Origin of the sequence: Mangrovactinospora gilvigrisea (assembly GCF_001879105.1) — a bacterium.
Lineage (GTDB): Bacteria > Actinomycetota > Actinomycetes > Streptomycetales > Streptomycetaceae > Mangrovactinospora > Mangrovactinospora gilvigrisea.
In genome coordinates this window covers 41,716-67,573 of sequence record NZ_MLCF01000062.1, presented here as the reverse complement: position 1 = coordinate 67,573, position 25,858 = coordinate 41,716, and the positions used below count along the sequence as shown (strand labels likewise).

General features: G+C 71.4%; 26 protein-coding genes. 17 read left to right on the top strand and 9 right to left on the bottom strand.

Going from position 1 to position 25,858, the window contains the following annotated elements; translation table 11 throughout:
- Window positions 1–49: 49 nt before the first annotated feature.
- Window positions 50–1,054 (bottom strand): hypothetical protein, encoded by a 1,005-nt coding sequence (locus BIV57_RS12935; RefSeq protein ID WP_079170277.1) that lies wholly within the window; start codon window positions 1,052–1,054, stop codon window positions 50–52.
- A gap of 41 nt (window positions 1,055–1,095) precedes the next feature.
- Window positions 1,096–1,851, bottom strand: coding sequence for a hypothetical protein (locus BIV57_RS12930; RefSeq protein ID WP_245797619.1), 756 nt, complete (start codon window positions 1,849–1,851; stop codon window positions 1,096–1,098).
- Window positions 1,852–2,119: 268 nt separating this feature from the next.
- Here BIV57_RS12930 and BIV57_RS12925 point away from each other — a divergent pair, with 268 nt between their 5' ends.
- From BIV57_RS12925 to BIV57_RS12905, 5 genes are all read left to right on the top strand, one after another.
- Complete coding sequence (locus tag BIV57_RS12925; RefSeq protein WP_071656905.1) at window positions 2,120–2,563, top strand: hypothetical protein; 444 nt, start codon at window positions 2,120–2,122, stop codon at window positions 2,561–2,563.
- On the top strand, window positions 2,563–4,293 hold the full coding sequence (locus tag BIV57_RS25160) for a hypothetical protein (protein WP_071656904.1): 1,731 nt from the start codon (window positions 2,563–2,565) through the stop codon (window positions 4,291–4,293). Before BIV57_RS12925 ends, BIV57_RS25160 begins: the two co-directional genes overlap by 1 nt.
- A 13-nt stretch (window positions 4,294–4,306) precedes the next feature.
- Window positions 4,307–5,071 (top strand): hypothetical protein, encoded by a 765-nt coding sequence (locus BIV57_RS12915; RefSeq protein WP_071656903.1) that lies wholly within the window; start codon window positions 4,307–4,309, stop codon window positions 5,069–5,071.
- Window positions 5,061–5,801, top strand: a complete 741-nt coding sequence (locus BIV57_RS12910) for a hypothetical protein (protein WP_071656902.1) — start codon at window positions 5,061–5,063, stop codon at window positions 5,799–5,801. The genes BIV57_RS12915 and BIV57_RS12910 overlap by 11 nt, the downstream gene beginning before the upstream one ends.
- A gap of 344 nt (window positions 5,802–6,145) precedes the next feature.
- Window positions 6,146–7,759, top strand: coding sequence for an extracellular solute-binding protein (locus BIV57_RS12905; protein ID WP_071656901.1), 1,614 nt, complete (start codon window positions 6,146–6,148; stop codon window positions 7,757–7,759).
- A gap of 20 nt (window positions 7,760–7,779) precedes the next feature.
- On the opposite strand, the gene BIV57_RS12900 is transcribed toward BIV57_RS12905, so the two are convergent.
- The gene (locus BIV57_RS12900; RefSeq protein ID WP_071656900.1) at window positions 7,780–9,513 is read right to left on the bottom strand and encodes a purine-cytosine permease family protein; all 1,734 of its coding nucleotides are present in this window, start codon (window positions 9,511–9,513) and stop codon (window positions 7,780–7,782) included.
- A 233-nt stretch (window positions 9,514–9,746) separates the two neighbouring features.
- Between BIV57_RS12900 and BIV57_RS12895 the strand changes: the two genes are divergently transcribed.
- From BIV57_RS12895 to BIV57_RS12875, 5 genes are all read left to right on the top strand, one after another.
- Window positions 9,747–10,451: an urease subunit beta gene (locus BIV57_RS12895; protein ID WP_071656899.1), complete on the top strand. Its 705-nt coding sequence runs from the start codon at window positions 9,747–9,749 to the stop codon at window positions 10,449–10,451.
- On the top strand, window positions 10,451–12,181 hold the full coding sequence (gene ureC, locus BIV57_RS12890; protein WP_071656898.1) for an urease subunit alpha: 1,731 nt from the start codon (window positions 10,451–10,453) through the stop codon (window positions 12,179–12,181). Before BIV57_RS12895 ends, ureC begins: the two co-directional genes overlap by 1 nt.
- Window positions 12,178–12,858: an urease accessory protein UreF gene (locus BIV57_RS12885; protein ID WP_071656897.1), complete on the top strand. Its 681-nt coding sequence runs from the start codon at window positions 12,178–12,180 to the stop codon at window positions 12,856–12,858. Before ureC ends, BIV57_RS12885 begins: the two co-directional genes overlap by 4 nt.
- Before the next feature lie 99 nt (window positions 12,859–12,957).
- Window positions 12,958–13,557, top strand: coding sequence for an urease accessory protein UreG (gene ureG / locus BIV57_RS12880; RefSeq protein WP_071656921.1), 600 nt, complete (start codon window positions 12,958–12,960; stop codon window positions 13,555–13,557).
- Window positions 13,554–14,522 carry an urease accessory protein UreD gene (locus BIV57_RS12875; RefSeq protein WP_071656896.1) on the top strand — a complete coding sequence of 323 codons (969 nt, stop codon included), beginning with the start codon at window positions 13,554–13,556 and terminating at the stop codon, window positions 14,520–14,522. The genes ureG and BIV57_RS12875 overlap by 4 nt, the downstream gene beginning before the upstream one ends.
- A gap of 54 nt (window positions 14,523–14,576) precedes the next feature.
- Here the strand turns inward: BIV57_RS12875 and BIV57_RS12870 are convergent, their stop codons facing one another.
- Window positions 14,577–14,975, bottom strand: coding sequence for a hypothetical protein (locus tag BIV57_RS12870; protein ID WP_071656895.1), 399 nt, complete (start codon window positions 14,973–14,975; stop codon window positions 14,577–14,579).
- 281 nt (window positions 14,976–15,256) lie between these two features.
- On the opposite strand from BIV57_RS12870, the gene BIV57_RS12865 reads away from it, so the two are divergent.
- Window positions 15,257–15,769, top strand: a complete 513-nt coding sequence (locus BIV57_RS12865; protein ID WP_071656894.1) for a SigE family RNA polymerase sigma factor — start codon at window positions 15,257–15,259, stop codon at window positions 15,767–15,769.
- The gene (locus BIV57_RS12860) at window positions 15,762–16,328 is read left to right on the top strand and encodes a hypothetical protein (RefSeq protein ID WP_071656893.1); all 567 of its coding nucleotides are present in this window, start codon (window positions 15,762–15,764) and stop codon (window positions 16,326–16,328) included. Before BIV57_RS12865 ends, BIV57_RS12860 begins: the two co-directional genes overlap by 8 nt.
- A gap of 36 nt (window positions 16,329–16,364) precedes the next feature.
- Here the strand turns inward: BIV57_RS12860 and BIV57_RS12855 are convergent, their stop codons facing one another.
- On the bottom strand, window positions 16,365–18,041 hold the full coding sequence (locus BIV57_RS12855; RefSeq protein WP_071656892.1) for a beta-N-acetylhexosaminidase: 1,677 nt from the start codon (window positions 18,039–18,041) through the stop codon (window positions 16,365–16,367).
- Window positions 18,042–18,267: 226 nt separating this feature from the next.
- Between BIV57_RS12855 and BIV57_RS12850 the strand changes: the two genes are divergently transcribed.
- The 5 genes from BIV57_RS12850 (at window position 18,268) to BIV57_RS12830 (ending at window position 22,576) form a co-directional block, all read left to right on the top strand.
- Window positions 18,268–18,888 carry a 2-oxo-4-hydroxy-4-carboxy-5-ureidoimidazoline decarboxylase gene (locus BIV57_RS12850; protein WP_079170276.1) on the top strand — a complete coding sequence of 207 codons (621 nt, stop codon included), beginning with the start codon at window positions 18,268–18,270 and terminating at the stop codon, window positions 18,886–18,888.
- A gap of 235 nt (window positions 18,889–19,123) precedes the next feature.
- Window positions 19,124–19,507 (top strand): succinate dehydrogenase, cytochrome b556 subunit, encoded by a 384-nt coding sequence (gene sdhC / locus BIV57_RS12845; RefSeq protein ID WP_071656891.1) that lies wholly within the window; start codon window positions 19,124–19,126, stop codon window positions 19,505–19,507.
- A gap of 6 nt (window positions 19,508–19,513) precedes the next feature.
- On the top strand, window positions 19,514–19,972 hold the full coding sequence (locus tag BIV57_RS12840; RefSeq protein WP_071656890.1) for a succinate dehydrogenase hydrophobic membrane anchor subunit: 459 nt from the start codon (window positions 19,514–19,516) through the stop codon (window positions 19,970–19,972).
- A gap of 34 nt (window positions 19,973–20,006) precedes the next feature.
- A complete protein-coding gene (gene sdhA / locus BIV57_RS12835) occupies window positions 20,007–21,785 on the top strand; it encodes a succinate dehydrogenase flavoprotein subunit (protein ID WP_071656889.1) in 1,779 nt (592 codons plus the stop codon).
- Window positions 21,785–22,576 carry a succinate dehydrogenase iron-sulfur subunit gene (locus BIV57_RS12830; RefSeq protein WP_071656888.1) on the top strand — a complete coding sequence of 264 codons (792 nt, stop codon included), beginning with the start codon at window positions 21,785–21,787 and terminating at the stop codon, window positions 22,574–22,576. The genes sdhA and BIV57_RS12830 overlap by 1 nt, the downstream gene beginning before the upstream one ends.
- Window positions 22,577–22,645: 69 nt before the next feature.
- Here BIV57_RS12830 and BIV57_RS12825 read toward each other — a convergent pair whose 3' ends face one another.
- The 4 genes from BIV57_RS12825 to BIV57_RS12810 form a co-directional block, all read right to left on the bottom strand.
- Window positions 22,646–23,032, bottom strand: coding sequence for a type II toxin-antitoxin system VapC family toxin (locus BIV57_RS12825; RefSeq protein WP_245797626.1), 387 nt, complete (start codon window positions 23,030–23,032; stop codon window positions 22,646–22,648).
- Window positions 23,033–23,037: 5 nt separating this feature from the next.
- Window positions 23,038–23,244, bottom strand: coding sequence for a hypothetical protein (locus BIV57_RS12820; RefSeq protein WP_245797617.1), 207 nt, complete (start codon window positions 23,242–23,244; stop codon window positions 23,038–23,040).
- Between the two features lie 186 nt (window positions 23,245–23,430).
- Window positions 23,431–25,515 (bottom strand): RICIN domain-containing protein, encoded by a 2,085-nt coding sequence (locus BIV57_RS12815; RefSeq protein ID WP_139275631.1) that lies wholly within the window; start codon window positions 25,513–25,515, stop codon window positions 23,431–23,433.
- A 102-nt stretch (window positions 25,516–25,617) separates the two neighbouring features.
- Window positions 25,618–25,851, bottom strand: a complete 234-nt coding sequence (locus BIV57_RS12810) for an SCO4848 family membrane protein (RefSeq protein WP_071656919.1) — start codon at window positions 25,849–25,851, stop codon at window positions 25,618–25,620.
- Window positions 25,852–25,858: the final 7 nt, after the last annotated feature.

Here is a 25,858-nt window from a genome sequence, read left to right as displayed (position 1 = left end):
GACGGCCTGCGCCGTGATCGCGGATTGCAGATCAGCGCCCGGGGCGGCGTCAGCCGCCGCTGCCCGAGACCACCGTCTGCACTTCTTGGACGGACATGTCGTGCGGCTGCCGGAACGTACCCGACGGGAGCTGGTGCCGGCCCGCGGCGAGATTGCTGGTCCAGGTGACCTTCCAGGTCAGCGTGGCCGTCATCGTGAACGGTCCGGAGGTGGAGGCGTGCTGGTAGCGGATGCCGCACGGCGGGTCGCCCTTGTCGCCGGGCTTGTACGCCGTGCCGATGGTGCCGTCCGCTTTGGCCGGGCAGTCGCCGGAGGACGGGTACAGCTGGGCGTCCGCGGTGCCCGCGTCAAGGTGCAGGCTGACTGGCGTGGCCGTGGTCGTCGCCGAAATGCCCAGGAGACCGGTGCTGGCCGTCACCGACATCGGGTGGAAGCGGTTCGCCTTCAGCCACACCCAGGTCGGAAGGTTCACCGTCTGCAGCATCGCCGGGTTGAGCGTGACCCTCGTCGGCGGCACCTTCAGGTGGGCGTAGGCAAGCTGGGCGAGTTGCTCCGGGCTCAGGGACTCAGCGGCCTTCGGGGTGACACCCTTGGGCACCCAGAACGGCTTTGCATTGCAATCGCCGATGTTGGGGCTGTTCAGCTGGGACTGGTCGATGTGCCCGTACCACCAGTAGCCCTTGTCCTGCTCCTTGAGGTGATAGGGGTCCTTTCCGTTGCCGTCCTGGATGAGGTCGCTGCCGGCGCCGTGCGGGTCGTTGTGCTCGCCGTTGTAGCTGTCCTCGGCGTACTTCTTGTAGCCCTTGGCGTCCCAGGTGGGGGCGTACCAGCAGGCGGGAGGCGTGTAGTTGGCGACCGGCGTGACCGGGCCGGCCCCGACGCCGGTCTTGTCCTTGGACGTGTCGTAGTTGACGTTCCACGCGTACGCCCCGAGATCCCCGTCGGGTCCGGACGTGCCCTTGGCGCCGGAGGGCGCCGGACTCTGACTGCTGACCGACCCGCGCTTCCCGAATCCGCCCGTGGCCCATGCTGTCGAGGGAACCAGTACCAACAACCCGGCCGCGACTCCGACTACGAATGCGCGGCCAGCCCGCCTCACGGCTTGCATTGCCGCGCCCCCCGCTGCGAGACCATGAAGGTCGTCTGCCACACACCCTGCTTGTTCTTCGTCAGCCGCGTGTTGTAAAGGACGTAGGTCGCCCCGCCGCCGGAAGAGGTGTCGACCTTGCCCGTCTTGGCGTCCTTGATATTCGCCTTGCTCTCGTCCGAGCAGTAGATCACCGATGCGGTTCCGTCGGACATCATCGTCAGCTTGCGGTTGAAGAACCGCACCTTGCCGACCCAGTCTTCGTGGCTGTCGATCCAACCCTTGACGTACTTGTCCGCCCCGACGAGCGCGGATCCCTGGAGGTAATAGTTGAGGGCCGGAGCCTTCAGGCTCTGCTTGAAGATGGCGTCGTCGATCGCCGTCACGGCCTTCGCGTTGTCGGCGAGGACAGCGTCCTTCGTCGCATCCCCGGTCGACTGATCCTCGAAGACATCCTTCGCGGACACAGGCAGCGATGGCGTCGGCGCTCCCGCCGCTGCGGAAGATGACGGCGAGGCCGTGGTGGAGGCCGCAGGCTTGCCGCTCTGCCCAGTATTGATTTTGTCCTTGCCGCCGCCGCTACTCCCGCAAGCGGACAGCAGGCCGAGTGCCGCCCCGACCGCGGCGGCCTGTGCCGCCAGACGTGCCGTTCGTGTTCGCATTCCCCGTGGCCTCTCTGTGTCGCCGACTCGAACGCCGCACGACCAGCCCGCTTCGGCCGGTGCCGACACGTCGAAGCCCCACGCTAGCCACATCGTCACCATCGGACGCAACTATGCACTACAGACCGCAATCGAGCCGTGACCATGACAGGTGGACCAAGGGTAACGACCGATCAAAATATCGAACCACACGCACCTTTGGGATACACCGTCACAGGACGCCTACGACCAGTCACCGCCGATCGCAACGCCCAGTCCGACCTGCAAAGAGCAGGCAAGGCGGCTATTCCCGCCCCTCCGCCTCACCCGTCTGAACGTGGAAGGATCGCCGCGGAGGAGCGCGGACGGGGACTCGAAGGAGCGCGGAACCATGACGGCGAACGGCCAGCAGAGCAACCCCCGGCATGCCCAGCTCCAGGCGCTGCTCAAGCAGGCCGAGACCCGGATCCACGGACCCGGCGGCCTGTACGGGCTGGTCGCCTCCACCGAGAAGGCCATGGCCTCCGGGCGGGTCTGGATCAGTCCCCCCGGTACGGCCGCCGACGACTTCCACCAGGGTGTCCACACCCACCGCCGGACCCTCCAGCAGCAGTTGGACCAGATCATCGCGGATATCCGAGCCGCGCTCGCGCACACCCATGCCACCATCCCCATCCCACCCGGGAACCCCGCCGGCTCTTCGCAGGGCGGCTACACCTGGTCCTCCCCGCGCTCGCCGCTCGACGGCGGCTACGCCGCCAATCCCCTTCCCGGCTCGAACGACGACGCCGGTCTGAAACCCGAGAACCCCGCGCTGCGCCGGGACGGCCTGTAATGGTGCGCTCCGGCCGCGACGGAGGCGACGCCGGCTTCACCGGCCTCGACCCGGAGTTGATGCACCAGATGGTCAACAGCCTGCAAGGGGACACCGACCGGCTCAAACGCGAACTGGGCTGGTTCCGCACCCAGCTCGCCGCCGCCGGCGTCGACTCCGCCGCCCCGGGCAAGCTGTCCGCCGTCATCGCCTGGGCCGAGGGCCAGTTGCCCGATCTGAAGCATCGGCTGAACCTCGTCCACGAGCTGGAGCGCCAGCACCTCTACCTCGGCCTGGACCCGACCCACCCCAAGATGGTGGCCTTCGACGAGCCGGCGCTGAGCGAGGCCCAGGCGCAGCGGGAGGGCCGTCGATTGGCGGCCGACCTGAAGAACCACCTCGGCGACGGCGCCGAGATGCACAGAATCGCCCAACAGCTGAACCAGGCCCCGCCCGATCCCGACGTCGCGGCCGCCTTCTACGCCGCGCTCCCGGCCGGCACCCTCACCCGGCTCCCCTCCTCATTGGCGGATACCGCGAGCAACACCGCCCCGGCCGATCTGCGGGCCTTCAGCAAGACGCTCGGCATCGCGCTCAGCGCAGAGTCCCCGACATCCAGCCTCGCTGCCATCCGCAAGGAGCTGGCCACGCCTGGTCGCGACTCGGACGAGGCATGGAACCGCGCTGCGATGCTGTCAGCGGGCGCTTACTTCCCGCCCCAGCTGCTGTCGTCCGCCGCTCGCGCCAACGGCCTGAACCAGCTCGCCGCCAACCTGTCCAAGAATCCCGATGCCCGCCTGGCGGGGCCGACCTCTTCCGAAGCTCACCTCCTCGGCCTGCCCAATGACCTGGTCGCCCTGGACCTCAAGGGCCTCAGCCAGAATCCTGCCGCCGCCCGGGACGCCATCATCAACATGGGTGCCGGCCATGGCCATGGGCGGCTGGCCGCCAACCTGGTCGATCTGGCGCACTACTGCCGGAACTCCACCGCGATGGCCCCCTATTTCGGCGAGGCAATCGATTCCGCCGGGCTCTCCCTCAACCTCGCTTCCGCGGTGGTGAAGGATGAGGATCCGTCCGCCTGGGAGAGGATCTTCGGTCCAGAGGGCCAGTTCCGCAAGGATCTGGAATCTCCTCATTCCCGCCTCGACGCCTTGGGCGCCGACATCGCCATCCACATGTACATCCAGCGCGCCGAGGGCGGCGAGGCGATGGCCAAGAACGCTCGGGAGCTTGTCGATGAGTTCAAAGCCATGCGCGGACCCCAGATCCGGACGGCGCTCGGCGACGTCTTCGCCGCATACGACAAGCTCGCCCGGGGCGGTCCGGAGGCCCAGGAATTGGATCGCCAACTCGATCTGATGGCCAGGGATTGGAATCTGGATCTGGGCGCAGGAGAAACGATCGTGGCGGAGGACGAGTCGGCGGCTCGCGGACTCGGGTTGGCGCGAGCCGCGTCGGGCGCCATGGGCATCGCCTCGCTGATTCTCGACGGCTATACCCTGATCCGCCCGGAGGACAAGGGCGCGCTCGGCTGGGTCGACCGGGGCGCCGCTGTCACCAACGCCGTCGGGACGGCGGCAGCTTTGACCGAACTCGCCGAACTCAATCTGGGGGCCGACTGGCTCCCCGGAGTGGGGGAGGTCGTCGCCATCGGCTCCGGCTTCTACCTCGGAGTCGACTACCTGTGGCACAACCTGCTCGGTGAGGGCGGCGACAAGAGCGGCGAGTCCACGGACGACAAGAAGTAGTCGAGGGCATCGGATGCAAGGTGCGATCTGGGAGGAGCCCAGCGTCGAGGCGATCGCGGCACGAGTCGATCGGTTCCGGCCGGGGCAGATGCACGGCTTCCTGCTCTTGGCGGCGGCACAGCTGTGCCTGCTCGGCGGGATGAACAACGCCGTCATCGACGAGGACGTGTGGACCTGGTGGCGGATGAAGAGCCGGGCGGACCGTTTTGCGTTGGCTACCGCGGGGTTGAACCAACTCAAGCGAATGAAGCTGGTGGACGAGCATGTCGAAGTGCCGCGCGACGGCAATCTCGTCGGCGCCGGCTCAGTGGGACCGGCCCTGGCAATCATGCTCACGGCCAGGAGCAACCCAGCGTTCGTCGCCCTGTTCCGGGACGCGGACGGAACCTCTGACATGCGGGCCTACGGCGTACCCGACTCGGCGGGGCACACCTCGATGGTCCTTCTGGAGAACCGCGGCAAACCGCGGACCAGTCTTGGTGCGATGTACGGCTACGTGATCTGCAACCGCGAGGGCGGCACGGCAGCGATGGCCAACTGGCTCGACGATGCGCCCGAGGAAGTCGACGGCGACCGACCTGCCGCTCGCACGATCGACCTCTACCTCGCCCGCGCGAGCTCCCCCATGCACCGAGTAACCGCGGCTCGCGCCGCTGCCGACCTGCAGGTCACCCATACTGTCGGGACACGTGAACCGGCCATCCGGCACGGGATGTCCGTCGACACAGTGCGAGCCATCCTCAGGACCGTTCTGTTCGGAGGTTCGGATGACGACTGAGCACCCGCACCCAGCCGAGGGTGGCGTGGACCGCTATCGCGAGGACCGGTCGGCGATCAACTTGCCGCTGCTCTTCCACGGGTTGTTCTGGCCCGCCGGGTTTGTGTTCTTCGTACTCGCGGCGCCGCTCACTGGGACTGTCGCGCTCTTTGTGCCGGCTTTCCTCTTTGGCATGGTCGCGCTGCTGACCTTCGCCCCCTTCGGCCTTCTGCTGTGCTGGTCCACCGACATCCGCCTCACCGCCGATGGCGTGGTCATCGGCGGCATCCGCCGCACCGCGCACAGGAAGGCGAGGGCCGCGTCGACCGGCACCGACCCATGGGTGCCCTACCCAACAACCCAGCGGCGGCTTGTTTTCTCCTGCCCGTGGGACGCCGTCCAGCGGATCGAGGTCGTCACCGAACGAACCGAGCTCAAGCGGCTGCGCAGCGAAGCGCTGGACGTCGGCTTCCGGGCCGGCGGAGCCATCCGCCTCGGACGGCTCTGGGCGCCGTTCATGCGGGCGGCCCTGGTCGTCAACGTGGACGTCGACCGCGCCGAGTTTCCCCGCGTGCTGCGGCAGGGCGAGGCCACCCAGACGCCCTTGGGACGTCGCTCCAACCAGCGTCTCGTCATCGAGTCCCCCGTCTGGTTCGCCCCAACCCGGCACCCTGAGAAGCTCGCCGCCGCGCTGCGCTCGGCCTCCGGTAGCGGGCTGCTCAAGAGCAGCGCCCTCGCTGAGTACCAGTAGAGGCATCCCCGGTTCGGCCACTCCTCTTGCCGCGTTGGGCAGTCGGCGGCTCGACAGGCGTCGGACAACTGGTGACCGCCCAAACGGTCAGTTCTATTGACTGATTGATCGGTCGCTCCTAGATTCCCGCTACCTTCAATGCCAACTCCCGACCACCTAAAGGGCGTTCGCGTGCCGCAGAGCACGTCGCCGACGTCGCCCAGTCGGCATGGGCCGCGGGAGCGCGACGTGCGCGCTCGTCCCCATCGCTGGCTCCATCCGCGCACCGCAGTCGCACCCCACCCCCATCCACGCGTCCCACCTTCCCGGCACCTGTTCCAGAGTTCCAGAAGAAGGGAACCGCTGTGACCGCGCTGTCCCGTCGCACCCTCCTGCGCTCCGCCGGCCTCGCGCTCGCCCCCGGGCTGATCACCGCCTGCGGGGGCTCGCCCAGCTCCGGCAATGTGGCCAACAAGGGGACCAAGCTCGCCCCGTGGCCGACGCTCGTTCCCAGGACCGGTCCCGCGCCCGATCTCAAGGGCGACCCCAGGACCGGGATCCAGGACACCTACCTCACGTACCCGTCCAAGCTCACCAAGGGCCACGACGGCACCCCGGGCGACGGCTCCACCCTCAAGGTCATGTCCGTCACCTACAACCCCCCGCCGCTTCCCGAGGCCGGCAACAAGTACTGGCAGGCCATGGAGAAGGCGCTCGGCGTGAAGATCGAGTTCACGGCGATCCCGGCGGCCGACTACTCCTCCAAGCTGGCCACCGTGATGGCCGGCAGCGACCTCCCGGACGTCCTCAACATCGCCGGCGTCGGCAGCCTCCCCCACGAGGCCGAGTTCGTCCTCAAGACGATGACCGACCTCTCGGAGCACCTCTCGGGCGACGCGGTCAAGGACTACCCCAACCTCGCCAACATCCCCACCGCCTGCTGGAGCGCCATCGGCCGCTTCCACGGCGGCATCTACGGCGTCCCGAACCCGCGTGCCCGGCCGGGCGGACCGCTGTGGATCGACCGCGACAGGTTCGCCAAGCTCGGCTACAAGCCGACCGGCACCTTCTCGGCGGACGAGTACGCCCACTTCACCCAGGAGCTGACGCAGGGCAAGCACTACGGGCTCGGCGGCCTCCCGACCGGCGGCTTCGCCTCCTCCTTCGGCATCCCCAACGGCTGGTCGGTCAAGAACGGCGAGTTCACCTCGGCCTACGAGGACCCCAGATACAAGGACCTGCTTGCCTACGTCCACAACCTGTGGTCGAAGAAGGTGATGTGGCCGACCTCCCCGACGGCCTCCACCGTCGACCTCAAGACGCAGTTCTACAACGGCACCATCGCGTCCTACGTCGACGGCTTCAGCGCCCTGCCGTCCACGCTCACCGACTGCGCCTTCCTCGCGGCGCCGGCGCTCCCCCTCGCCGTCGGCGGCGCCAAGCCCGTCATGTACGCCGGCAACTACACCTTCGGCTACACCGTGCTGAACAAGAACCTCGCCAAGTCGAAGGTCAAGATGGTGCTGCGGCTGCTGGACTGGCTGGCCTCGCCGTTCGGCACCGAGGAGTACCAGCTCCTCAACTACGGCATGGAGGGCGTCACCTTCAAGTTCAACGGCAACGGCGACCCGATCGTCGCCGACCTCACCACCCTCAACCCGCCCTTCGGCTACATGTGCAACGCCCCCCAGGTGATGTACGTGGCGGGAAAGCAGGACGGCGTCAAAGCCGCCTACCAGTGGGAGCAGGAGGTCTGCCCCACCATGCTCGACAATCCCGCCAACGGCCTGCGCTCCGCCACCGCGACCTCGGTCGGCGCCACCATCACCCAGAACATGACGGACACCATCACCGGCATCGTCACCGGCCGCCAGCCCGTCAGCTCCTGGGACGCAGCCGTGAAGAAGTGGAAGTCCGGCGGCGGAGACAGGATCGCCAAGGATTACGCGGAGGAGCACTCCGCGAACACCACGAAGTAGCCGCCGCGCCAGGAGGCGGATCAGGTGCGCGACGACGGCGACCGCCCCGGCATGCCCAGGTCGACGGGGCCGGCCGGGGCGGGGCCGTTCCGCTTGCAGGCGTCGTGGCAGTCCGCCTCCAGGCTGCAGCAGAGCGAGCAGATGGCGCCCTTGTGCACCGGGCACTGCGCCGTGTCCGGCAGCTCGTACGCGCTGCCGCAGCGCACGCACTCCGCCGTCTCCGTCACCGTCGGGTCGGTGGCCGGGTTCGGGCGCGCCAGGTAGTAGCGGCCCTTGGTGGCCCAGGCGATCAGCGGGCTCAGCACCCCCGCCACCACCAGCGCCAGCAGCGGGCTGAACGCCCGCAGATAGGGCCCGAACGCCCCGAAGAACGCGGTGATGGAGAGGATCGAGGCCACCACCATCGCCCCGAACCCGGCCGGGTTGACGCTGTGCAGATACGCGCGCTTGAACTCGATGTAGCGCGGGCTCAGCCCCAGCGGCTTGTTGATCACCAGGTCGGCGCAGACGGCCGCGATCCAGGCGATGCCCACATTGGAGTAGAAGCCCAGCAGCGTGTTGAGCGCCGAGAACATGTTCATCTCCATCAGCACCAGGGAGATGGCCACGTTGAGGAAGATGTACCAGACGCGGCCCGGGTGCCGGTGGGTGAGCCGGGAGAAGAAGTTCGACCAGGAGAGCGATCCCGAGTAGGCATTGGTCGAGTTGATCTTGATCTGCGAGACGACCACGTAGATCGCCGCGAGCGGCAGCGCCGCTCCGCCGAACCACGGGCGCAGCGCGTGCATGTAGGGCTCGATCGGCTCCAGCGCGCGCGTGCTGCCGACGGCGCCGAGCGCCGCGAACGCCAGCAGCGCCCCGCCGAGCTGCTTCAGCGCGCCGATCACCACCCAGCCCGGCCCGGCCGCCATCACCGCCAGGTTCCAGCGCCGCCGGTTCTCGGCGGTCTTGGCCGGCATGAACCGCAGGTAGTCCGCCTGTTCGCCGATCTGCCCGATCAGCGACAGCGCCACGCCCATGCCCATCCCGAACCCGACCGCGCTGAAGCCCTGGTGGGTGCCGTCCGCGCCGCCGAACGAGCCGAACTCGGCGAACGTCGACGGTGAGGTGACGGCGAGGATCACGAACGGCAGCACCATCCCCACCAGCCAGACCGGCTGCGTCCAGGCCTGCATCCGGGCCAGCGCGGCCATGCCCTTGAAGACGAAGGGGATGACGATGAGCGTGGTGATCAGGTAGCCGATCGGCAGCGGGATGTGCAGCGCCTGCCGGAAGGCCTGCGCCATGATCGAGCCCTCGGTGGCGAAGAAGATGAAGGTGAAGCTGGCGTAGATCAGGGACGTGAGCGTCGACCCGAAGTAGCCGAAGCCGGCGCCCCGGGTCAACAGGTCCATGTCCACGCCGTACTTGGCGACCGCCCGGGCGATCGGAATGCCCGTCAGGAAGATCACCACGGCGGCCGCGAGGATCGCCAGCGCCGCGTTGGTGAAGCCGTAGGAGAAGGCGATCGAGGAGCCGATCGCGAAGTCCGCGAGGTAGGCGATCCCGCCCAGCGCGGTCGACGCGACCATCAGCGGCGACCAGCGGCGGAAGGAGTGCGGGGCGTAGCGGAGCGAGTAGTCCTCGCGGCTCTCGTCCGCCACCGCCTTGGCGTAGTCGCGGCGCGGCGGACGGCTGGGGCCGGGCGTGGGGGTGGACGCGGACGGGGATGCAGACGGGGATGCGGATGCGGACGGTGGTGCGACATCGGTCATGCGGCTCGCCTCCAGGGGACGGGGTCCGGTGGAATGAACGGCGACCCTAGGGACGGGAGGTTAAGCGGGCGACTCCCGCGGCGTTACGCGGATGTTGCGGCATACGGCGCGGCGGCGCACGAGTCCGGACCCGTCCTCGGGCGGTCCTCGGACCCGTCCTCGGCCCGGTCGCGAAACGCCGCGGGAACAGCACGGAAACCTGGCCGCAACGCACGTCCGGTAGCTCTGAGCCGATGAACCTAGCCCCCCGCGAACGGGACAAGCTGCAGATCTACGCTGTCGCCGAGCTCGCCCGGCGGCGCCGCGCCCGCGGCACCCGGCTCAACGTCGCCGAGGCCGCCGCGCTGATCAGCGAGGCCATCCTGGAGGCCGCCCGGGACGGTGCGACCGTCGCCGCCTGCATGACGCTCGGCCGCACGGTGGTGGCCGGCGACGAGGTGATGGACGGCGTCCGCGAGCGGCTGAGCATCCTTCAGGTGGAGGCCGCCTTCGTGGACGGCACCAAGCTCGTCACCGTCCACGACCCCGTCCCCGGCCCTGCGGACGGCACCGACGCGGACGGCACCGACGCGGACGGTTCCGACGCGGACGGCGCCCCGACAAGCGGCCACGGCCCCGCCGGCTACCTTCTCGAGGACGGCGAGATCGAGCTCAACGCGGGCCGCCGCACCCTCCCCATGACGGTGGGCAACACCGGCGACCGCGCCGTCCAGGTCGGCTCCCACTACCACTTCGCCGAGGCCAACAGCGCCCTGCGGTTCGACCGCGAGGCCGCCCGCGGCATGCGGCTGGACGTGCCGTCCGGCACCGCCGTCCGCTTCGAGCCCGGCGACACCCGGGAGGTGGTGCTGGTGGAGTTCGGCGGCGAGCGGCGCCTCACCGGCTTCTCCGGGCGCGGCCAGCAGGACGAGCACGCGGACGGAGAGGGTGAGCGCTGATGGCCGTCGTCTCGCGGCGGCAGTACGCCGAGCTGTACGGGCCCACCACCGGCGACCGCGTCCGCCTCGCCGACACCAACCTGGTCGTCGAGGTGACCCACGACCACAACGCCGGCCACTACGGCGAGGAGGCCGTCTACGGCGGAGGCAAGACCATCCGCGACGGGATGGCGCAGGACCCCGCCCGCCGCAGCGCCGACGGCGCCCTCGACCTGGTCGTCACCAACGCCCTCGTCCTCGATCCGGTGCTGGGCGTCGTCAAGGGCGACATCGGGGTGCGGGACGGCCGCATCGTCGCCGTCGGCAAGGCCGGCAACCCCGGCACCCAGGACGGCGTCCACCCCGACCTCGTGATCGGCCCCGGCACCGAGGTGGTCTCCGCCGAGCACCACATCGCCACCCCCGGCGGCGTCGACAGCCACATCCACTTCATCTCCCCGCAGCAGGCCGAGGAGGCGCTCAGCAACGGCATCACCACCTTCTTCGGCGGCGGCACCGGACCCACCGACGGCACCAACGGCACCACCTGCACCCCCGGCCCGTGGAACCTGCACCGGATGCTGCAGGCCGCCGACGAACTCCCCGTCAACGTCGGCCTGCTGGGCAAGGGCAACGCCTCCCTGACGCCCGCGCTGCACGAGCAGATCGAGGCCGGCGCCGCCGGCCTCAAGGTCCACGAGGACTGGGGCGCCACCCCCGCCGCCCTGGACGCGGCGCTGCGCACCGCCGACGCGCACGACGTCCAGCTCGCCGTCCACACCGACACCCTCAACGAGGGCGGCTTCTACGAGGACACCCTCGCCGCCATCGCCGGACGCACCGTCCACACCTTCCACACCGAGGGCGCGGGCGGCGGCCACGCCCCCGACATCCTGCGGATCGCCGGCGAGCCGCACGCCCTGCCGGGCTCCACCAACCCGACGCTGCCCTACTCGGTCAACTCCGTCGACGAGCTGCTCGACATGGTGATGGTCTGCCACCACCTGTCCCGGGACGTGCCGGAGGACGTCTCCTTCGCCGACAGCCGGGTGCGCGCCGAGACCATCGCCGCCGAGACCGTGCTGCACGACCTCGGCGTCATCTCCGTCATGTCCTCGGACTCCCAGGCGATGGGGCGCGTCGGCGAGACCTTCCAGCGCACCTTCCAGACCGCCCACCACTGCAAGGACCAGTTGGGTCCGCTCACCGCGGACGGCGACACCGCCCGCAACGACAACCAGCGGGTGCTGCGCTACCTCGCCAAGGTGACGCTCAACCCGGCGATCGCGGCCGGGGCGTCGCACGTGGTCGGCTCGCTGGAGCCCGGCAAGCTCGCCGACATCGTGCTCTGGCCGATCGACGCGTTCGCCGCCAAGCCGCGGCTGGTGATCAAGGGCGGGATGGTCGGCTGGGCCGCGATGGGCGATCCCAACGCCTCGCTCCCCACCCCCCAACCGGTCTTCTACCGGCCGATGTTCGGACAGCTCGGCGCGGCCAAGCACGCCACCTCGGTGACCTTCACCTCGGCGGCGGCGCTGGCGGCCGGGGTGCCCGAGCGGCTCGGGCTGCGGCGCCGGGTCGAGGCCGTGCGCGGCTGCCGGGACATCGGCAAGGCGGACATGGTGCGCAACGCCGCCCTGCCGCGGATCGCCGTCGACCCGGAGACCTACCGGGTCACGGTCGACGGCGACCCGGTGAGCATCGCCCCGGCGGAACGGCTCCCGCTCAACCAGCTGTTCTACCTCGCATGAGCGGCGTCGACGAACTGCTGGCGGTGCTTCAGCTCACCGACTCGGCGTTCCCGAGCGGGATGTACACGCTCTCCCACTCCCTGGAGGGCTACCAGCAGGCGCGGGCCGTCACCCCGGCGACGCTGCCCGCGCTGCTCGCCGGGATCCTCTCCGCCGGCGCCGGCCCCTCCGACGCCACCGCCGTCGCCCTCGCCCACCGGGCCTGCACGGCCGGCGACTGGCCGGCGGTCGCGGCCGTCGACCGCCGGCTGCACGCGACCAAGCTGGGACGGGAGGCCCGCCAGGCCACCGTCCGCACCGGGCGCCAGCTGCTCGACCTGACCCGCGAGATCCACCGCACCCCCGAACTGGAGACGCTCGCCGGGCTCGACGGCGTGCGGCCCTGCCGCCCCGTCGTCGCCGCCGTGGCGCACGCCGCCCTCGGCGTCCCCGTCGAACACGCCGTCGCCGCCGAGCTCTTCGGCCTCGCCGCGAGCCTCGCCGGCGCCGCGCTGCGGCTGCGCCTCACCGACCACCGCCGCGCCCAGCTGCTGCTGCGCCGGCTCGCCCCCGCCATCGAGCGCGCCACCGCCGACGCGCTCGCCCGCGACCTCGCCGACCTCGGCGGCTGCACGCCGCTCGCCGACCTGATGGGCGCCCGCCATGAGCGCGCCGAGGCGCGGCTCTTCGCTTCCTGACCCCGCGTCCCTTTGGAGCACCCGACCGTGCACGATCCCGCCTACCACCACGACCACGACCACAACGACGACTTCGACCTCGCCCGGCCCGACGACGGCATCCTGCGGGTCGGCGTCGCCGGGCCCGTCGGATCCGGCAAGACGGCTCTCATCGAGGCCCTCGTCCCGCTGCTGGTGGCGCGCGGCCGACGGCCCGCCGTCATCACCAACGACATCTACACCCAGGAGGACGCCCGGCACGTCCGCCGCACCCTGGACGGCATCCTCGACGCCGACCGCATCGTCGGCGTCGAGACCGGCGCCTGCCCGCACACCGCCGTCCGCGACGACCCGACGATGAACCTGGCCGCCGCCGCCGAGCTGGTGGAGCGCCACCCTGACCTGGACACCCTGCTCTTCGAGTCCGGCGGCGACAATCTGACGCTCACCTTCAGCCCGGCGCTGGTCGATCTGTTCCTGTTCGTCCTGGACACCGCCGAGGGCGACAAGATGCCCCGGAAGCGCGGCCCCGGCATCACCGAGTCCGACCTGCTGGTCATCAACAAGACCGACATCGCCCGCTATGTGCGCTGCGACCTCGCGCGGATGGAGGCCGACGCGGTCAAGGTGCGGGACGGCCGGCCCGTCCACCTCACCAACGCCCTGAGCGGCGACGGCATCGCCGGGATCGCCGACTTCCTCGACGGCTACCGCCGGTGACCGCGACGGACGTCGGCCCCGAGCGCGTCCCGGCCGCGGTGCGCGCCGGGGCCGGGCCTCCCGACACCCTCGGCGCGGGCCGCCCCGCCAAGGTCGGCCGGCTGGAGCTGCGCTACGAACGCCGCGGCGCGCGGACCGAGCTGACGCACCGCCACCACACCGCGCCGCTCTCGCTCACCCGCCCCCTCTACATCGACCCGGCGCTGCCCGGCACGCCGGTCAGCTACCTGATGTCGACCGGGGGCGGCGTGGTGCAGGCCGATCGGCTGGCGGTGGACGTCGAGGTCGGCCCCGGGGCCCACGCGCTGGTCACCACCCAGGCCGCGACTCGGCTGCACCGCTGCGACTTCGACCACGCCGCGCAGTCGGTGCGGCTGGCGGCGGAGGACGGCGCCGTCCTGGAGTACCTCCCGGACCCGCTGATCCCCTACGCCGGCAGCCGCTTCCACCAGCAGACCCGGATCACGGTCGCGGAGTCGGCGACGGTGATCGCCGCCGAGACCGTGACGGCGGGCCGGCTGGCCCGCGGCGAGCGGCACGCCTACACCGCGCTGGCGCTGGACCTGGAGATCGTCCGCCCGGACGGGGAGCTGCTCGCCGTCGACACCGTCCGCCTGGTGCCCGGACAGGACGCGGCGGGCGGCTCGGTCGACGGACCGGCGGTGCTCGGCGGGCACGACGTGATGGCCTCGCTCTTCGCCGTCTGCCCGGGGCCCGCCGCCGAGTTGGCGGACGCGCTGCACGCGGCGCTCGACGGCGTGCTCGGCGGGGTGTCCGACGGCGCGTCCGACTGCGCGTCCGACGGGGTGCGGTTCGGCGTCAGCACCCTCCCCGACGACTGCGGCGCCTGGCTGCGCATCCTCGGCGACCACCCCCCGGCCGTCACCCGCGCGCTCCGCGCCGCCTGGGGCGCGGCCCGCCGAGCGACGATCGGCGCCGACGCCCCGGACCTGCGGAAGAACTGACGGGTGGGCCGGGCGGCGGACGTTGCCCCGGCCGTGCCGGCGCCGGACGCGCCGTCAGCCGCACGCCTCCTGGCGCTTGAGGTTGGCGACGGCCGCGTCTCGGGCGTCCTGGGGCGTTCCCGTCCTGGCGGCGGCCTTGGCGGCGGCCCTGGTGGCGGCGCGGCACGCGGCATCGCCGGCGGACGCGGCGGCATGCCTGGCGGCCGTGGTCGCCGGGGTCGACGTGCCGGCCGGCCTGGCCGCCTTCGCCGCCCTGGCGGCAGCGGCGGCCGCGGCCCGGGCCGCCTCGGGGGTCGACGCGCTGGCCGCGGCGGGCGAGGCGGTCGAGTGGGCGGTCCCCGTCTGGGCGTGGGCCGTGGCGGCGGCGCCGAGGCCGGCCAGCAGGGCGGCGGCGGTGACGGCGACGCGGTTGAGGCGGAGGCGTCCGGGGCGCGGGGCGCGGTGTGCGGACATGAAGCGGGCCTTTCTCTCGGGTCGACCGGGTTGACCGGGTCGGTCAGGTCGGTCGGGTCGATCGGGTCGATCGGGTCGATCGGGTCGATCGGGTCGATCGGGTCGATCGGGTCGATCGGGTCGATCGGGTCGATCGGGGTACGCCCGCCGATGCCGCCGCGGTGGCAGCAGCACGCTGTGAGGCATGTCACCGCCCCCACCCGCCACCGCGGCGCCCCGCCGTGCGTATTCATCGAGCGGCCCGACACCGATCCCGGCCCGCGGGCAGGAGTGGATGCGCAGTGCAGGACGAGGAGTTCGACGCCCTCTACACAGCGGCGTTCCCCAGGCTGGTGCGTCAGCTGACCCTGATGACCGGGGACGCCGAGGCCGCCCAGGACGCGGTGCAGGAGGCGTTCGTGCGCGCCTGGTCCCGGCGTTCCGTCCTCGACTCGGCGGAGCTGCCCGAGGCGTGGATCCGGACGACGGCCTGGCGGCTGGCCGTCTCGCGGTTCCGGCGGCTGCGGCGCGGCTGGGAGCTGGCGGTGCGCCACCACCACGGCCCGGCCGAGGTCGCGGCGCCGTCGCCGGACCGGGTGCTGGTGGAGCAGGCCCTCGCCGCCCTGCCGCTGAACCAGCGGCGCGTCCTGGTCCTGCACTACCTGTGCGATCTCGGCGTGGAGCAGATCGCCGGCGAGACCGGCGCCTCCGCGGGGACGGTCAAGAGCTGGCTGGCCCGGGGCCGCAAGGCGCTCGCCCGGGAGCTCCGCCGGGAGGAACGCGACGGCGCGGAAAGGAAGTCGAGCCATGTCTGAGCCGGACGACGACGGCCGGATCCGCGCCGCGCTCGCCGAGCCTGCCCGGCCCCCGCTCCGGCCGGTGCTGACGCCCCGGCAGATCCGGCAGCGCGGCGCCGCCCGGCGCCGGCGCCGCCGCCTGGCCCTCGCGGCGGGCGGGACCGCCGCGAGCGCGGCGGTCGCGCTCCTCGCGGTCTTCGGCGGGCACGCCGGCCCCGCCCCGCACACCGCGGCCACCCCCCGCACCGAGCTGGACGCCGCGCACGCCGCGGTGGCCGACTACTACGCCCGTCTCCCGTCGGCCGCCGCCGCCCGCGCCGACCTCAACGGCCTGGTCCGGGCCCATCTCGCCGCGCCGGCCCTGGCCCGTGCGGCCGCCGTCGCCACGGCGTCGAGCGGGAGGAGCTGGCCGGCCGTCTGCGGGACGCCGCCCGCCGACGCCGCGTTCCACGTCGGCCCGCTGCGGCAGACCGGGCCGAGCCGGGCGACGGCCCTCGTCTCTGGGACGGCCCCGCGCACGGTCGTCACCGTCGCGCCGGCCAGCGGCCGGATCATCGGCTGGAGCTGCGACCGGTGAACCGCAAGGCCGCCGCGGAGATCCGTCAGAAGCGGCCTATCCCAGGCAGCGCCCCGCGAGCGTCCCGAACCCCGCCCACCCCAACCCCGGTGGGTTCACCGGGTTCCACAGGCGTTGGGCGAGGGCCCGCAGCGGCATGCGGACGCCGGCGGCGACCTCGGCCTGCGTCTGCGCCTCGGACTGGTCGCACCAGATGCCGAGGCGGGCGCCGGGGACCAGGGTGGGGCCGGCGAGGCGGGCGGGGACCGGCTGGGTGCCGCGCAGCACGGCCGGGGTCCAGTCCTCGTAGATCTTCTGGCCGGTGGGGTAGGTGTACTGCCGGGGCTCGCCCAGCACGTAGTAGAGGAAGCCGTCGTTCATGTTGAGCAGCGGGCGGCCGGCGGCGAGGAACGGCTCCGGGAGCGGGGAGCCGACCTCGGTGCCCGTCCAGTACTCGACGCGGATGCGGCGGTCGGGCGCCACCTTGCCGCCGACGGCGCTGCCGCCCTGGCCGTCGTTCCAGGCGCGGGGGCGCTTGCCGAGCCGGACGGCGTGCGCGGCGAGGTCGTTGGTCCAGCCGACGGTGGCGTCCACCACCTTGGCGCCGGCGCCGTAGCGCTGCACGGCGTAGGAGGCGAGCTGCGGATAGGCGGTCTCGGGGTGGCTGGAGAGCAGCGCCGCGTACTCGTCGCCGCCGAGGTGGAAGTCGGGGCCGGTGAAGAGCTCGGCGTACTCGTCGACGAGGTCGGTGACGAGGCTCTTGGCGGCCGGCAGGGAGATGTCGACGGCACCGGGCGGGGCGTGCCCGGGGCCGCGCAGCGCCAGCTGCGGATGCGCGGTGAGCGCCTGGCCGAGGTGGCCGGGGCTGTCGATCTCCGGGATGAGGGTGATCTGCCGCTCCGCGGCGAACGCGATCAGCTGCTTGATCTGCTGCTTCGTCAGATGGTCGGAGCTGACGATCTCCGGGTGGCTGCTGCTCTCGATGCGGAAGCCCTGGTCGTCGGAGAAGTGCAGATGCAGCTGGTTGAGCTTGAGCTCGCCCAGCTCGGCGAGGCGGTCGCGGATCCAGGCGAAGGCGAACGGCTTGCGGGCGATGTCGAGGGTGAGGCCGCGCTCGGCGCGGTCCGGCCAGTCGGCGACGGTGCCGGCCGGCACGGTGCGGCGGGCGCGGACGGCGCCGGCCACCGTGCGGGTGCCGTGGTGGACGCCGGCGGCGGCCGGGGCCGTGACGGTGAGCAGCTGGTGGCGGACCGTCAGGCCGTAGGCCTCGCCGCGGGCGGCGGACGGCACGCCGGCGGGGGCGCCGCCGAGGGTGAGCAGCACATCGCCGTCGGCTGGGGCGCCGCGGGCGGTGGCCAGGCCGAGGTCGGCGGCGAGCAGCCGGGCGGAGGCGGCGAGCGGGTCGCCGTCCTTGCCGGCGGGGACGACGACGCGGGCGCCGGGCCGCGGCCACCAGTCCTCGGCGGGCGGGCCGGGCCGGTGGCTGCGGACCGCGGGGACGGCCGGGAAGGCCGGCGTGCCGGCCGGCAGCGCCGGGGCGGCCCTCGGCCGGGGGGTGTCCCGGGCGCCGGCCGGACGGCTCGCGGACGGCTCCGCGGAGGCGTCCGGGCTGGTGCCGGAGCCAAGCCCGCCGCCCAGCACTCCGGGCACGGAGCCGCCGCAGCCCGCGGCGAGGGCCGCGGTGCCCGCGCCCGCCGCGCCGAGGAGGAAGTTGCGTCGCCGGAGGGTGCTCATGGGGTCGGCACGATACCCGCCGCGCCGCGGGCGGCGCGGCCACCTCGCCGCCCCGGCCCGCCGGTGGACCCGGGCGGCCCAGCGAGGCGCCCGTCCGGCGCCCGCACAGCGCACCCCTCGCGTCCGCACAGCACTCGAACGACGTCCGCCCGGCGTCCGAACACCCCCCGATCACCCCCCGCTCGGCGCTCCGGCGCACCGCCGGGAACGTGACACGGACCACCATATGAGTGACAACTCGCCCGTAACCCTCCCGCGCCCCACTACCGTTGCTTTCCCCCGTGCCCGAAACCCGGCGCACGCCCGGCCGAGTCCGCCGCCGCACCGAGGAGAAGGCACCCTGTCCGTCACCGCCCCCGCCGACGCCACCGCCGACGGCGATGTGCTGACCGCCCTCAACCGCGCACCCGCGGAGCAGGCCGTCTCCCTCCTCGCGTCCTGCTGCGGCTGCCGCGCCTGGGCCGAACGGGTCGCCCTGCACCGCCCCTACCCGGACGCGGCGTCCGCGCTCGCCGCCGCCGAGGAGGCGTTCTTCGATCTGACGGAGCAGCAGCTGGACGAGGCCTTCGACGACGAGCGGGCGGCCGTCCCGGTGCCCTCCCCCAGCACGGCCGGCGCGCACGCCGCCGGCATAGCGCTGCGCGCCGCCCAGCAGGAGTACCGCGAGCGCTTCGGCCGCGCCTTCCTGCTCAGCGTCGACGACTTCCCCGTCGAGGAGGTTCTCGACCAGGTGCTCTTCTCGATCCGCGGTCGCCTCGGGCACACCCCCGAGCGGGAGCGGGCGATCGCCGCGGAGGAGCTCCGCAAGCTGCTGCTCGCCCGAATGGCCCGCCTTCTGACGGGTTGACCGCTGCGCGGCCACCCCGTGCGACCGCGAGCTGACAGGCGCTCAAACGATCACGAAGGGGACACGACACCCCCCAGCAGCAGCAGCGGCCCCACCCGTCGTTACCATGGCCAGGGCCGGTGGACCGTACCCGGCCGGGCCGACCGACCGGCCGGACGCCCGCACGGCGCTCCGACCCCGGCCGCGCCCCCCGTCGTCAGGGGACCGAAGAGGGTCCCGTTCCGGAGGATGTTCCGTGCCGGCTGGAACGATGTACCGCGGCCGGGAAGGCATGTGGTCGTGGGTGGCTCACCGAGTCACCGGCGTCCTGATCTTCTTCTTCCTGTTCGTGCATGTGCTCGACACCTCGCTCGTCCGCGTATCGCCCGAGGCGTACGACACGGTCATCGCGACCTACAAGAACCCCGTCGTCAACCTGATGGAGTTCGGGCTGGTCGCGGCGATCCTGTTCCATGCGCTCAACGGGCTCCGCATCATCGCCGTCGACTTCTGGGCCAAGGGCCCGAAGATGCAGCGGACGATGCTGTGGTCCGTGGTCGTGGTCTGGGTCGTGCTGATGCTGGGGTCGATCTACCCCGTGCTGCAGCACACCATCCACCAGCTGTTCGGAAAGGGCTGACGCGCCATGGCCACCACCGAGACGACCCCGGGCGCCCCGGAGAACCCCGGAGCGGTCGCCCCCGTCATCGAGCCCCCGCGCAAGCGGACGGCCCGCACCCCGCGCAGCACCCGCACCAACTTCGAGCTCTTCGCCTGGCTGTTCATGCGGCTCTCCGGCATCGTGCTCGTCATCCTGGTGCTGGGCCACCTGCTGATCCAGCTGTACCTGGACGGCGGCATCACCAAGGTGTCCTTCGCCTTCGTGGCCGGCCGCTGGTCCAACCCCTGGTGGCAGGTGTGGGACCTGGTGATGCTCTGGCTCGCGATGCTGCACGGCGCCAACGGCCTGCGCACCGTGATCAACGACTACGCGGAGCGCGCCGCGACGCGCGCCTGGCTGAAGGCGCTGCTCTACGCGGCCACCGTCTTCACCGTGCTCCTCGGCACGCTGGTCATCTTCACCTTCGACCCCAACATCAGCTAAGCCGCCGCCGAGCCAGAGACAGGTCGCGACCACCATGCAGATCCACAAGTACGACACCGTGATCGTCGGCGCCGGCGGCGCAGGCATGCGCGCGGCCATCGAGGCCTCGCCGCGCAGCCGCACCGCGGTGCTCACCAAGCTGTACCCGACCCGGTCCCACACCGGCGCCGCGCAGGGCGGCATGGCCGCCGCCCTCGCGAACGTCGAGGAGGACAACTGGGAGTGGCACACCTTCGACACCATCAAGGGCGGCGACTACCTCGTCGACCAGGACTCCGCGGAGATCCTGGCCAAGGAGGCCATCGACGCGGTCCTCGACCTGGAGAAGATGGGCCTGCCCTTCAACCGCACCGCCGAGGGCAACATCGACCAGCGGCGGTTCGGCGGCCACACCCGGCAGCACGGCGAGGCCCCGGTCCGCCGCGCCTGCTACGCGGCCGACCGCACCGGCCACATGATCCTCCAGACGCTCTACCAGAACTGCGTCAAGCAGGGCGTGGAGTTCTTCAACGAGTACTACGTGCTCGACCTGCTGCTGGTGGACGACCCCGAGGTCACCCTCGCCAGCGGCGAGCCCGGCAAGCGGGTCGCCGGCGTGGTCTCCTACGAGCTGGCCACCGGCGAGATCCACGTCTTCCAGGCGAAGTCGGTGATCTTCGCGTCCGGCGGCGCCGGCAAGTTCTTCAAGGTGACGTCCAACGCCCACACCCTGACCGGCGACGGCCAGGCGGCGGCGTTCCGGCGCGGCCTGCCGCTGGAGGACATGGAGTTCTTCCAGTTCCACCCGACGGGCATCTGGCGGATGGGCATCCTGCTCACCGAGGGCGCCCGCGGCGAGGGCGGCATCCTGCGCAACAAGGACGGCGAGCGCTTCATGGAGAAGTACGCGCCCGTCATGAAGGACCTCGCCTCCCGCGACGTGGTCTCCCGCGCGATCTACACCGAGATCCGCGAGGGCCGGGGCTGCGGCCCCGAGGGCGACCACGTCTACCTGGACCTGACGCACCTCCCGCCGGAGCAGCTGGACGCCAAGCTCCCGGACATCACCGAGTTCGCCCGCACCTACCTCGGCATCGAGCCCTACACGGACCCGATCCCGATCCAGCCGACCGCGCACTACGCGATGGGCGGCATGCCGACGAACAACGACGGCGAGGTGCTGGCCGACAACGACCACATCGTCCCCGGCCTCTACGCGGCCGGCGAGGTGGCCTGCGTCTCGGTGCACGGCGCCAACCGGCTGGGCACCAACTCGCTGCTGGACATCAACGTCTTCGGCAAGCGCTGCGGCATCAACGCCGCCGAGTACGCCGCCACCCACGAGCACGTGGAGCTCCCGGAGAACCCCGAGACGCTCGTCGTGGAGCTGCTGGAGGGGCTGCGCACCGGCACCGGCACCGAGAAGGTGCACGAGGTGCGCACCGCCCTCCAGGAGTCGATGGACGCCAACGCGATGGTCTTCCGCACCGAGCAGACGCTCAAGCAGGCCGCGGAGGACATCCGCGAGCTGAAGATGCGCTACCGGAACGTCTCCGTCCAGGACAAGGGCAAGCGGTTCAACACCGATCTGCTGGAGGCCGTCGAGCTGGGCAACCTGCTCGACCTGGCCGAGGTGCTGGTGGCGGGCGCGCTGGCCCGCGAGGAGTCGCGCGGCGGCCACTACCGCGAGGACTTCCCCACCCGCGACGACGTCAACTTCATGCGCCACACCATGGCGTACCGCGAGGTCGACGAGTCGGGGAAGGACGCCATCCGCCTCGACTACAAGCCCGTCGTCCAGACCCGCTACCAGCCGATGGAGCGCAAGTACTGATGAGCACTGCAACCGAGGACAAGCACTCCGCGGCGCTGGACGCCGCCGAGAGCGGGGCGACCCAGCACGTCACCTTCCGGCTGCGCATCCGCCGCTTCAACCCGGAGCAGGCCGCGGAGCCGGTGTGGGTCGACTACGAGCTCTCCATGGACCCCAAGGAGAAGCTGCTCGACGCCCTCCACAAGGTCAAGTGGGAGATCGACGGGACGCTGACGTTCCGCCGCTCCTGCGCGCACGGCATCTGCGGCTCGGACGCCATGCGCATCAACGGCAAGAACCGGCTGGCCTGCAAGACCCTCATCAAGGACGTGCTGGGCAAGCCGAAGAACGGCGTCTACAAGCCGATCACTGTCGAGCCCATCAAGGGCCTGACGGTCCTGAAGGACCTGGTCGTCGACATGGACCCGTTCTTCCAGGCCTTCCGGGACGTCATGCCGTTCCTGGTGGCCAAGGGCAACGAGCCGACCCGGGAGCGGAAGCAGTCCATCGAGGACCGCGCCCGCTTCGACGACACCACCAAGTGCATCCTCTGCGCGGCGTGCACCTCGTCCTGCCCGGTGTTCTGGAACGACGGCCAGTACTTCGGCCCGGCGGCGATCGTCAACGCGCACCGCTTCATCTTCGACTCGCGCGACGACGCCGGCGAGCAGCGCCTGGAGATCCTCAACGAGAAGGACGGCGTGTGGCGCTGCCGCACCACCTTCAACTGCACGGACGCCTGCCCCCGCGGCATCCAGGTGACGCAGGCCATCCAGGAGGTCAAGCGCGCGCTGATCACCCGCCGCATCTGACGGATCATCCCTCCGCATCGCCCCGTCCCGCCTGCCCGGCGGGGCGGGGCGATGCGCCGTCGTGCCGGATTACCATCCGGCGCCCGGAGCCTCCGCGGAGAAGCCGAGCTGCCGGGCGGCGTCCAGCATGCGCTTGTCGTAGGTCACGAGATGGTCCACCGCGCTGCCCAGGCTCACCGCACTCGCCAGATGCACCGCGTCGAGCGCGCGCAGCGCGGGTGACATCCGCGCGGCCAGATCCCGCACCTCCACCGTGAGCATCACCTCGGTGACGAGGCGCCCCAACTCCTCCAGGGCGTCGGGGAAGTTCCCCACCCGGTCGAGCTGCCGCACCGTCTCGACGATCCCGATCGTGCTGGTGGCCAGCGGCAGCCCGGGACGGTCCGCCAGGAACACCCGCAGCTCCGCCGAGTTCCGGCGCCCCGTCATCAACGTGAGCAACGCCGATGAGTCCATGTAGATCACGGGGCGTCCTCGTCCCGCTCGGCGAGCAGCAGCTCCACCGGGTCCGGTGCATCCGGGGGCAGCGCGTACTCGGGCAGGGGCGCATCGTCCCCGGACGTGGCCGTCCCGAGGCGGATACGGCCCGAGGCGACCAGATCGGCATAGCGGTCGGCGGGGCCGTCGCCGGGAAGCACTATGGCGATGACTTTCCCATGCCGGGTCACCCGGACCGCTTCCCCGCCTTCCACTCGGGCGAAGACGGCACTGGGATTGTAGGAGAACTCTCGGACTGAGATCGCACTCATGGCTACGCTCCAATCCGGTCGACGAAATGTACCTACACTGCCGCAGTGTACCTACAGGTGTAGCTACCGGCGTACCTACCGGCGTAGCTACAAGCCACCCAGCGCCTACTCCACACCGGTCATAGTGACCCGCTGGGAAGGAGAGAGGTGGCGAATGGGGACCAGCTGCGCCTTGTCGCCGTTGAACTGCACCGCCAGGTTGCTGTTGCGGTTCACCAGCGCATAGCGGGTGCTGCCCTTGATGGACGTGCTGCCGCCGGACGCCTCCGGCAGCAGGTACCACTGGTCGGAGCCGCCGGGCGAGCCGTAGCCGGCGTTCCCGGACGGGTCGAACGCCGGCTCCGCCGCGCCCGTGGAGACCGCCGCGCCCCAGGCCCGCTTCGCCTCCGGGGTGGCGCCGGGGACGTCCAGGTACTGTCCGGTGCGGGTGTTGCGGAGACGGTAGAAGCCGCTGTCGGAGGCGGTGTCGTAGGAGTCCTTGACGGGCACCGGCTGCCAGCTGCCCCCGAGGCTGCGCCCGCCGATCCGCAGCGTGTAGGAGTGCTGCGCGCTGACGGGCCGTCCGGCGGTGTCCACCGGGAGGCCCTCGTGCGCGTACTGCGTCTGCCCGGCGGCCGGGGACGTCCCCTTCACCTGGGTGATCGAGGTGTCCAGGTCGTTGACCGCCCAGAACGAGCGCCCGGTGATCATCTGGTTGGTGAGGCTGCCGTAGTCCAGCGTCGACTGGTAGGCGGGGTTGGCGAGCCCCGAATACCCCACCGGCGCGAAGGCGTTGGGCTTCCCCAGGTCGTCGCCCTGGTAGAGGTACCCGTCGTAGCCGTAGATCTGGTAGCGGCGGCTGTAGGTGTTGTACGAGACCGCCGACTGGTTGATCCTCGGCGGGAGGAAGAGCCGGCCGGTGGCCCGGTCGAGGTAGACGGCGCTCTTGGTGCCGAGCGTGGCGGTGTCGGCGTGGCCGTCCGCCTGGACGGCCGTCAGGGCGATCTTGCCGCCGCTGCTCGCCACGGTGATGGTGGCGTCCTGCGCGGGGTCGCGGTAGGAGACGCTCGGCACGGAGGCGCCCGAGGCGTCGGTGATCACCCCGGTCGCGGAGTCGGCGGTGTAGGACGCTCCGTCCGCCGCCTTGAAGGCGAAGCTCGGGGCGGCCGCCGTCAGCTGGGTGTTGACGTATGCGAGCCGCGTCCCGTCCTTGCCCCGCCCCGACCAGGTGACGATGTCCTTCGCCGGGTCGTACACCGGGTTGAGGCCGAGCGGGGTGAGGAACGCTCCGTCCAGCCCGCCGATGCCGGGCTGCGACCAGTGCCCGTCGTAGTACTTCTTCCAGCTGCCGCGGGCCATCTTCCCGCTGATCGGCGCGCGGGCGATCGACTGCCACTGGGCGACCGAGCTGAACGGGCTGGACTTCAGCCGCACCTGGTAGTTGTAGAGCACGTAGAAGTACCCGGTGGAGTTGTCGACGAAGAACCGCACCCCGGAGTCGCCGAACGCGAAGGTGGATCCCGGGTAGTCGGCGTTGTCGAAGTAGTCCTTGGGCTGGTACGGCGGGGTGACGATCTCGTTCTGGACCGCCCAGCTCGCCCCCTTGTCGTCGGAGGTGGCGACGAGGATGCGGTTGCTGTGCTGGGCGGTGGCGATCCGGTCGGGGATCGACTTGGTCGGGTCCGTGTTCAGCGGGTCGAAGGTGAACTCGTCGTTGATGACGGCGTACCAGCGCTTGGTGGCGGGGTCGACCCAGGTGCCGACGATGTCGCAGTGGTCGTCGTCGTACGGCGACGGCATGCTCGCGTCGGTCCGCTCCCCCAGCTTGTAGCAGAGCGTCCCCGGCGTCCCGTAGTAGGCGTCCGCCGAGGCGAGCTTCGTCGCCCCGCTCGCCAGCCCGGCGCTGACGGCCCCCATGTCGGTGTTGGTGAAGGTGTGCTCCCACGACGAGCCGTCGTCGGTGCGGGCATACGACGCCACGGCGTTGGACCAGTGGAACTGCCCGTCGGAGTCGGTGAACGCCGACCCGGCGATGTCCGACCCCAGGTCCTCGGGGATGTGCGTGACCGTCTGGGGATACGTCGGGAACGCCGCGTCCACCGGCGGCGCGGAGGGCGCCGCGGACGCGGGCGCGGTCAGGGCGGCGACCGCCCCTAATCCGGCGACGGCGGCCAGCAAAGCCTGAATACGCTTACGTCGGATGAGTGCCATGCTCTCTCCTTGCGCGGGAGACGACTGCGCGACCTGCGCCCGGCCGGGGCAGTGGTGAGCATGGTTGTGTAAACGCTTTACCGCAAGGGTGCGCGCAGCCCCTCAGCCGCGGGAGCGGCGGATCCCCCGGAGGCCGAGGATCCCGATCGCCGTCCCCAGCAGGAACGAGACGATCGCCAGCGCGGTGTGGATGTAGAAGTAGGCGGTCGCCCGGCCGTGGTGGAAGGCGAGCCCGCTGGCGTCCTTGACCAGGTTCTTCTCGAACGTGATCCAGATGATCCAGGACCAGACGCCGAACGCGGCGAGGAACCAGGAAACCTTGCGGGACAGCACCAGACCCCGG

Excerpts from the sequence above, each read along its gene's own strand:
- ureC (WP_071656898.1), top strand. The coding sequence starts at position 10,451 with ATGGCCGTCGTCTCGCGGCGGCAGTACGCCGAGCTGTACGGGCCCACC.
- BIV57_RS12815 (WP_139275631.1), bottom strand. The coding sequence starts at position 25,515 with ATGGCACTCATCCGACGTAAGCGTATTCAGGCTTTGCTGGCCGCCGTC.
- BIV57_RS12885 (WP_071656897.1), top strand. The coding sequence starts at position 12,178 with ATGAGCGGCGTCGACGAACTGCTGGCGGTGCTTCAGCTCACCGACTCG.
- BIV57_RS12860 (WP_071656893.1), top strand. The coding sequence starts at position 15,762 with ATGTCTGAGCCGGACGACGACGGCCGGATCCGCGCCGCGCTCGCCGAG.
- BIV57_RS12895 (WP_071656899.1), top strand. The coding sequence starts at position 9,747 with ATGAACCTAGCCCCCCGCGAACGGGACAAGCTGCAGATCTACGCTGTC.
- BIV57_RS12900 (WP_071656900.1), bottom strand. The coding sequence starts at position 9,513 with ATGACCGATGTCGCACCACCGTCCGCATCCGCATCCCCGTCTGCATCC.
- BIV57_RS12925 (WP_071656905.1), top strand. The coding sequence starts at position 2,120 with ATGACGGCGAACGGCCAGCAGAGCAACCCCCGGCATGCCCAGCTCCAG.
- sdhA (WP_071656889.1), top strand. The coding sequence starts at position 20,007 with ATGCAGATCCACAAGTACGACACCGTGATCGTCGGCGCCGGCGGCGCA.
- BIV57_RS12910 (WP_071656902.1), top strand. The coding sequence starts at position 5,061 with ATGACGACTGAGCACCCGCACCCAGCCGAGGGTGGCGTGGACCGCTAT.
- BIV57_RS12825 (WP_245797626.1), bottom strand. The coding sequence starts at position 23,032 with ATGGACTCATCGGCGTTGCTCACGTTGATGACGGGGCGCCGGAACTCG.
- BIV57_RS12915 (WP_071656903.1), top strand. The coding sequence starts at position 4,307 with ATGCAAGGTGCGATCTGGGAGGAGCCCAGCGTCGAGGCGATCGCGGCA.
- BIV57_RS12870 (WP_071656895.1), bottom strand. The coding sequence starts at position 14,975 with ATGTCCGCACACCGCGCCCCGCGCCCCGGACGCCTCCGCCTCAACCGC.
- BIV57_RS12850 (WP_079170276.1), top strand. The coding sequence starts at position 18,268 with ATGAGTGACAACTCGCCCGTAACCCTCCCGCGCCCCACTACCGTTGCT.
- BIV57_RS12830 (WP_071656888.1), top strand. The coding sequence starts at position 21,785 with ATGAGCACTGCAACCGAGGACAAGCACTCCGCGGCGCTGGACGCCGCC.
- BIV57_RS12840 (WP_071656890.1), top strand. The coding sequence starts at position 19,514 with ATGGCCACCACCGAGACGACCCCGGGCGCCCCGGAGAACCCCGGAGCG.
- BIV57_RS12855 (WP_071656892.1), bottom strand. The coding sequence starts at position 18,041 with ATGAGCACCCTCCGGCGACGCAACTTCCTCCTCGGCGCGGCGGGCGCG.
- BIV57_RS12930 (WP_245797619.1), bottom strand. The coding sequence starts at position 1,851 with ATGGTGACGATGTGGCTAGCGTGGGGCTTCGACGTGTCGGCACCGGCC.
- BIV57_RS25160 (WP_071656904.1), top strand. The coding sequence starts at position 2,563 with ATGGTGCGCTCCGGCCGCGACGGAGGCGACGCCGGCTTCACCGGCCTC.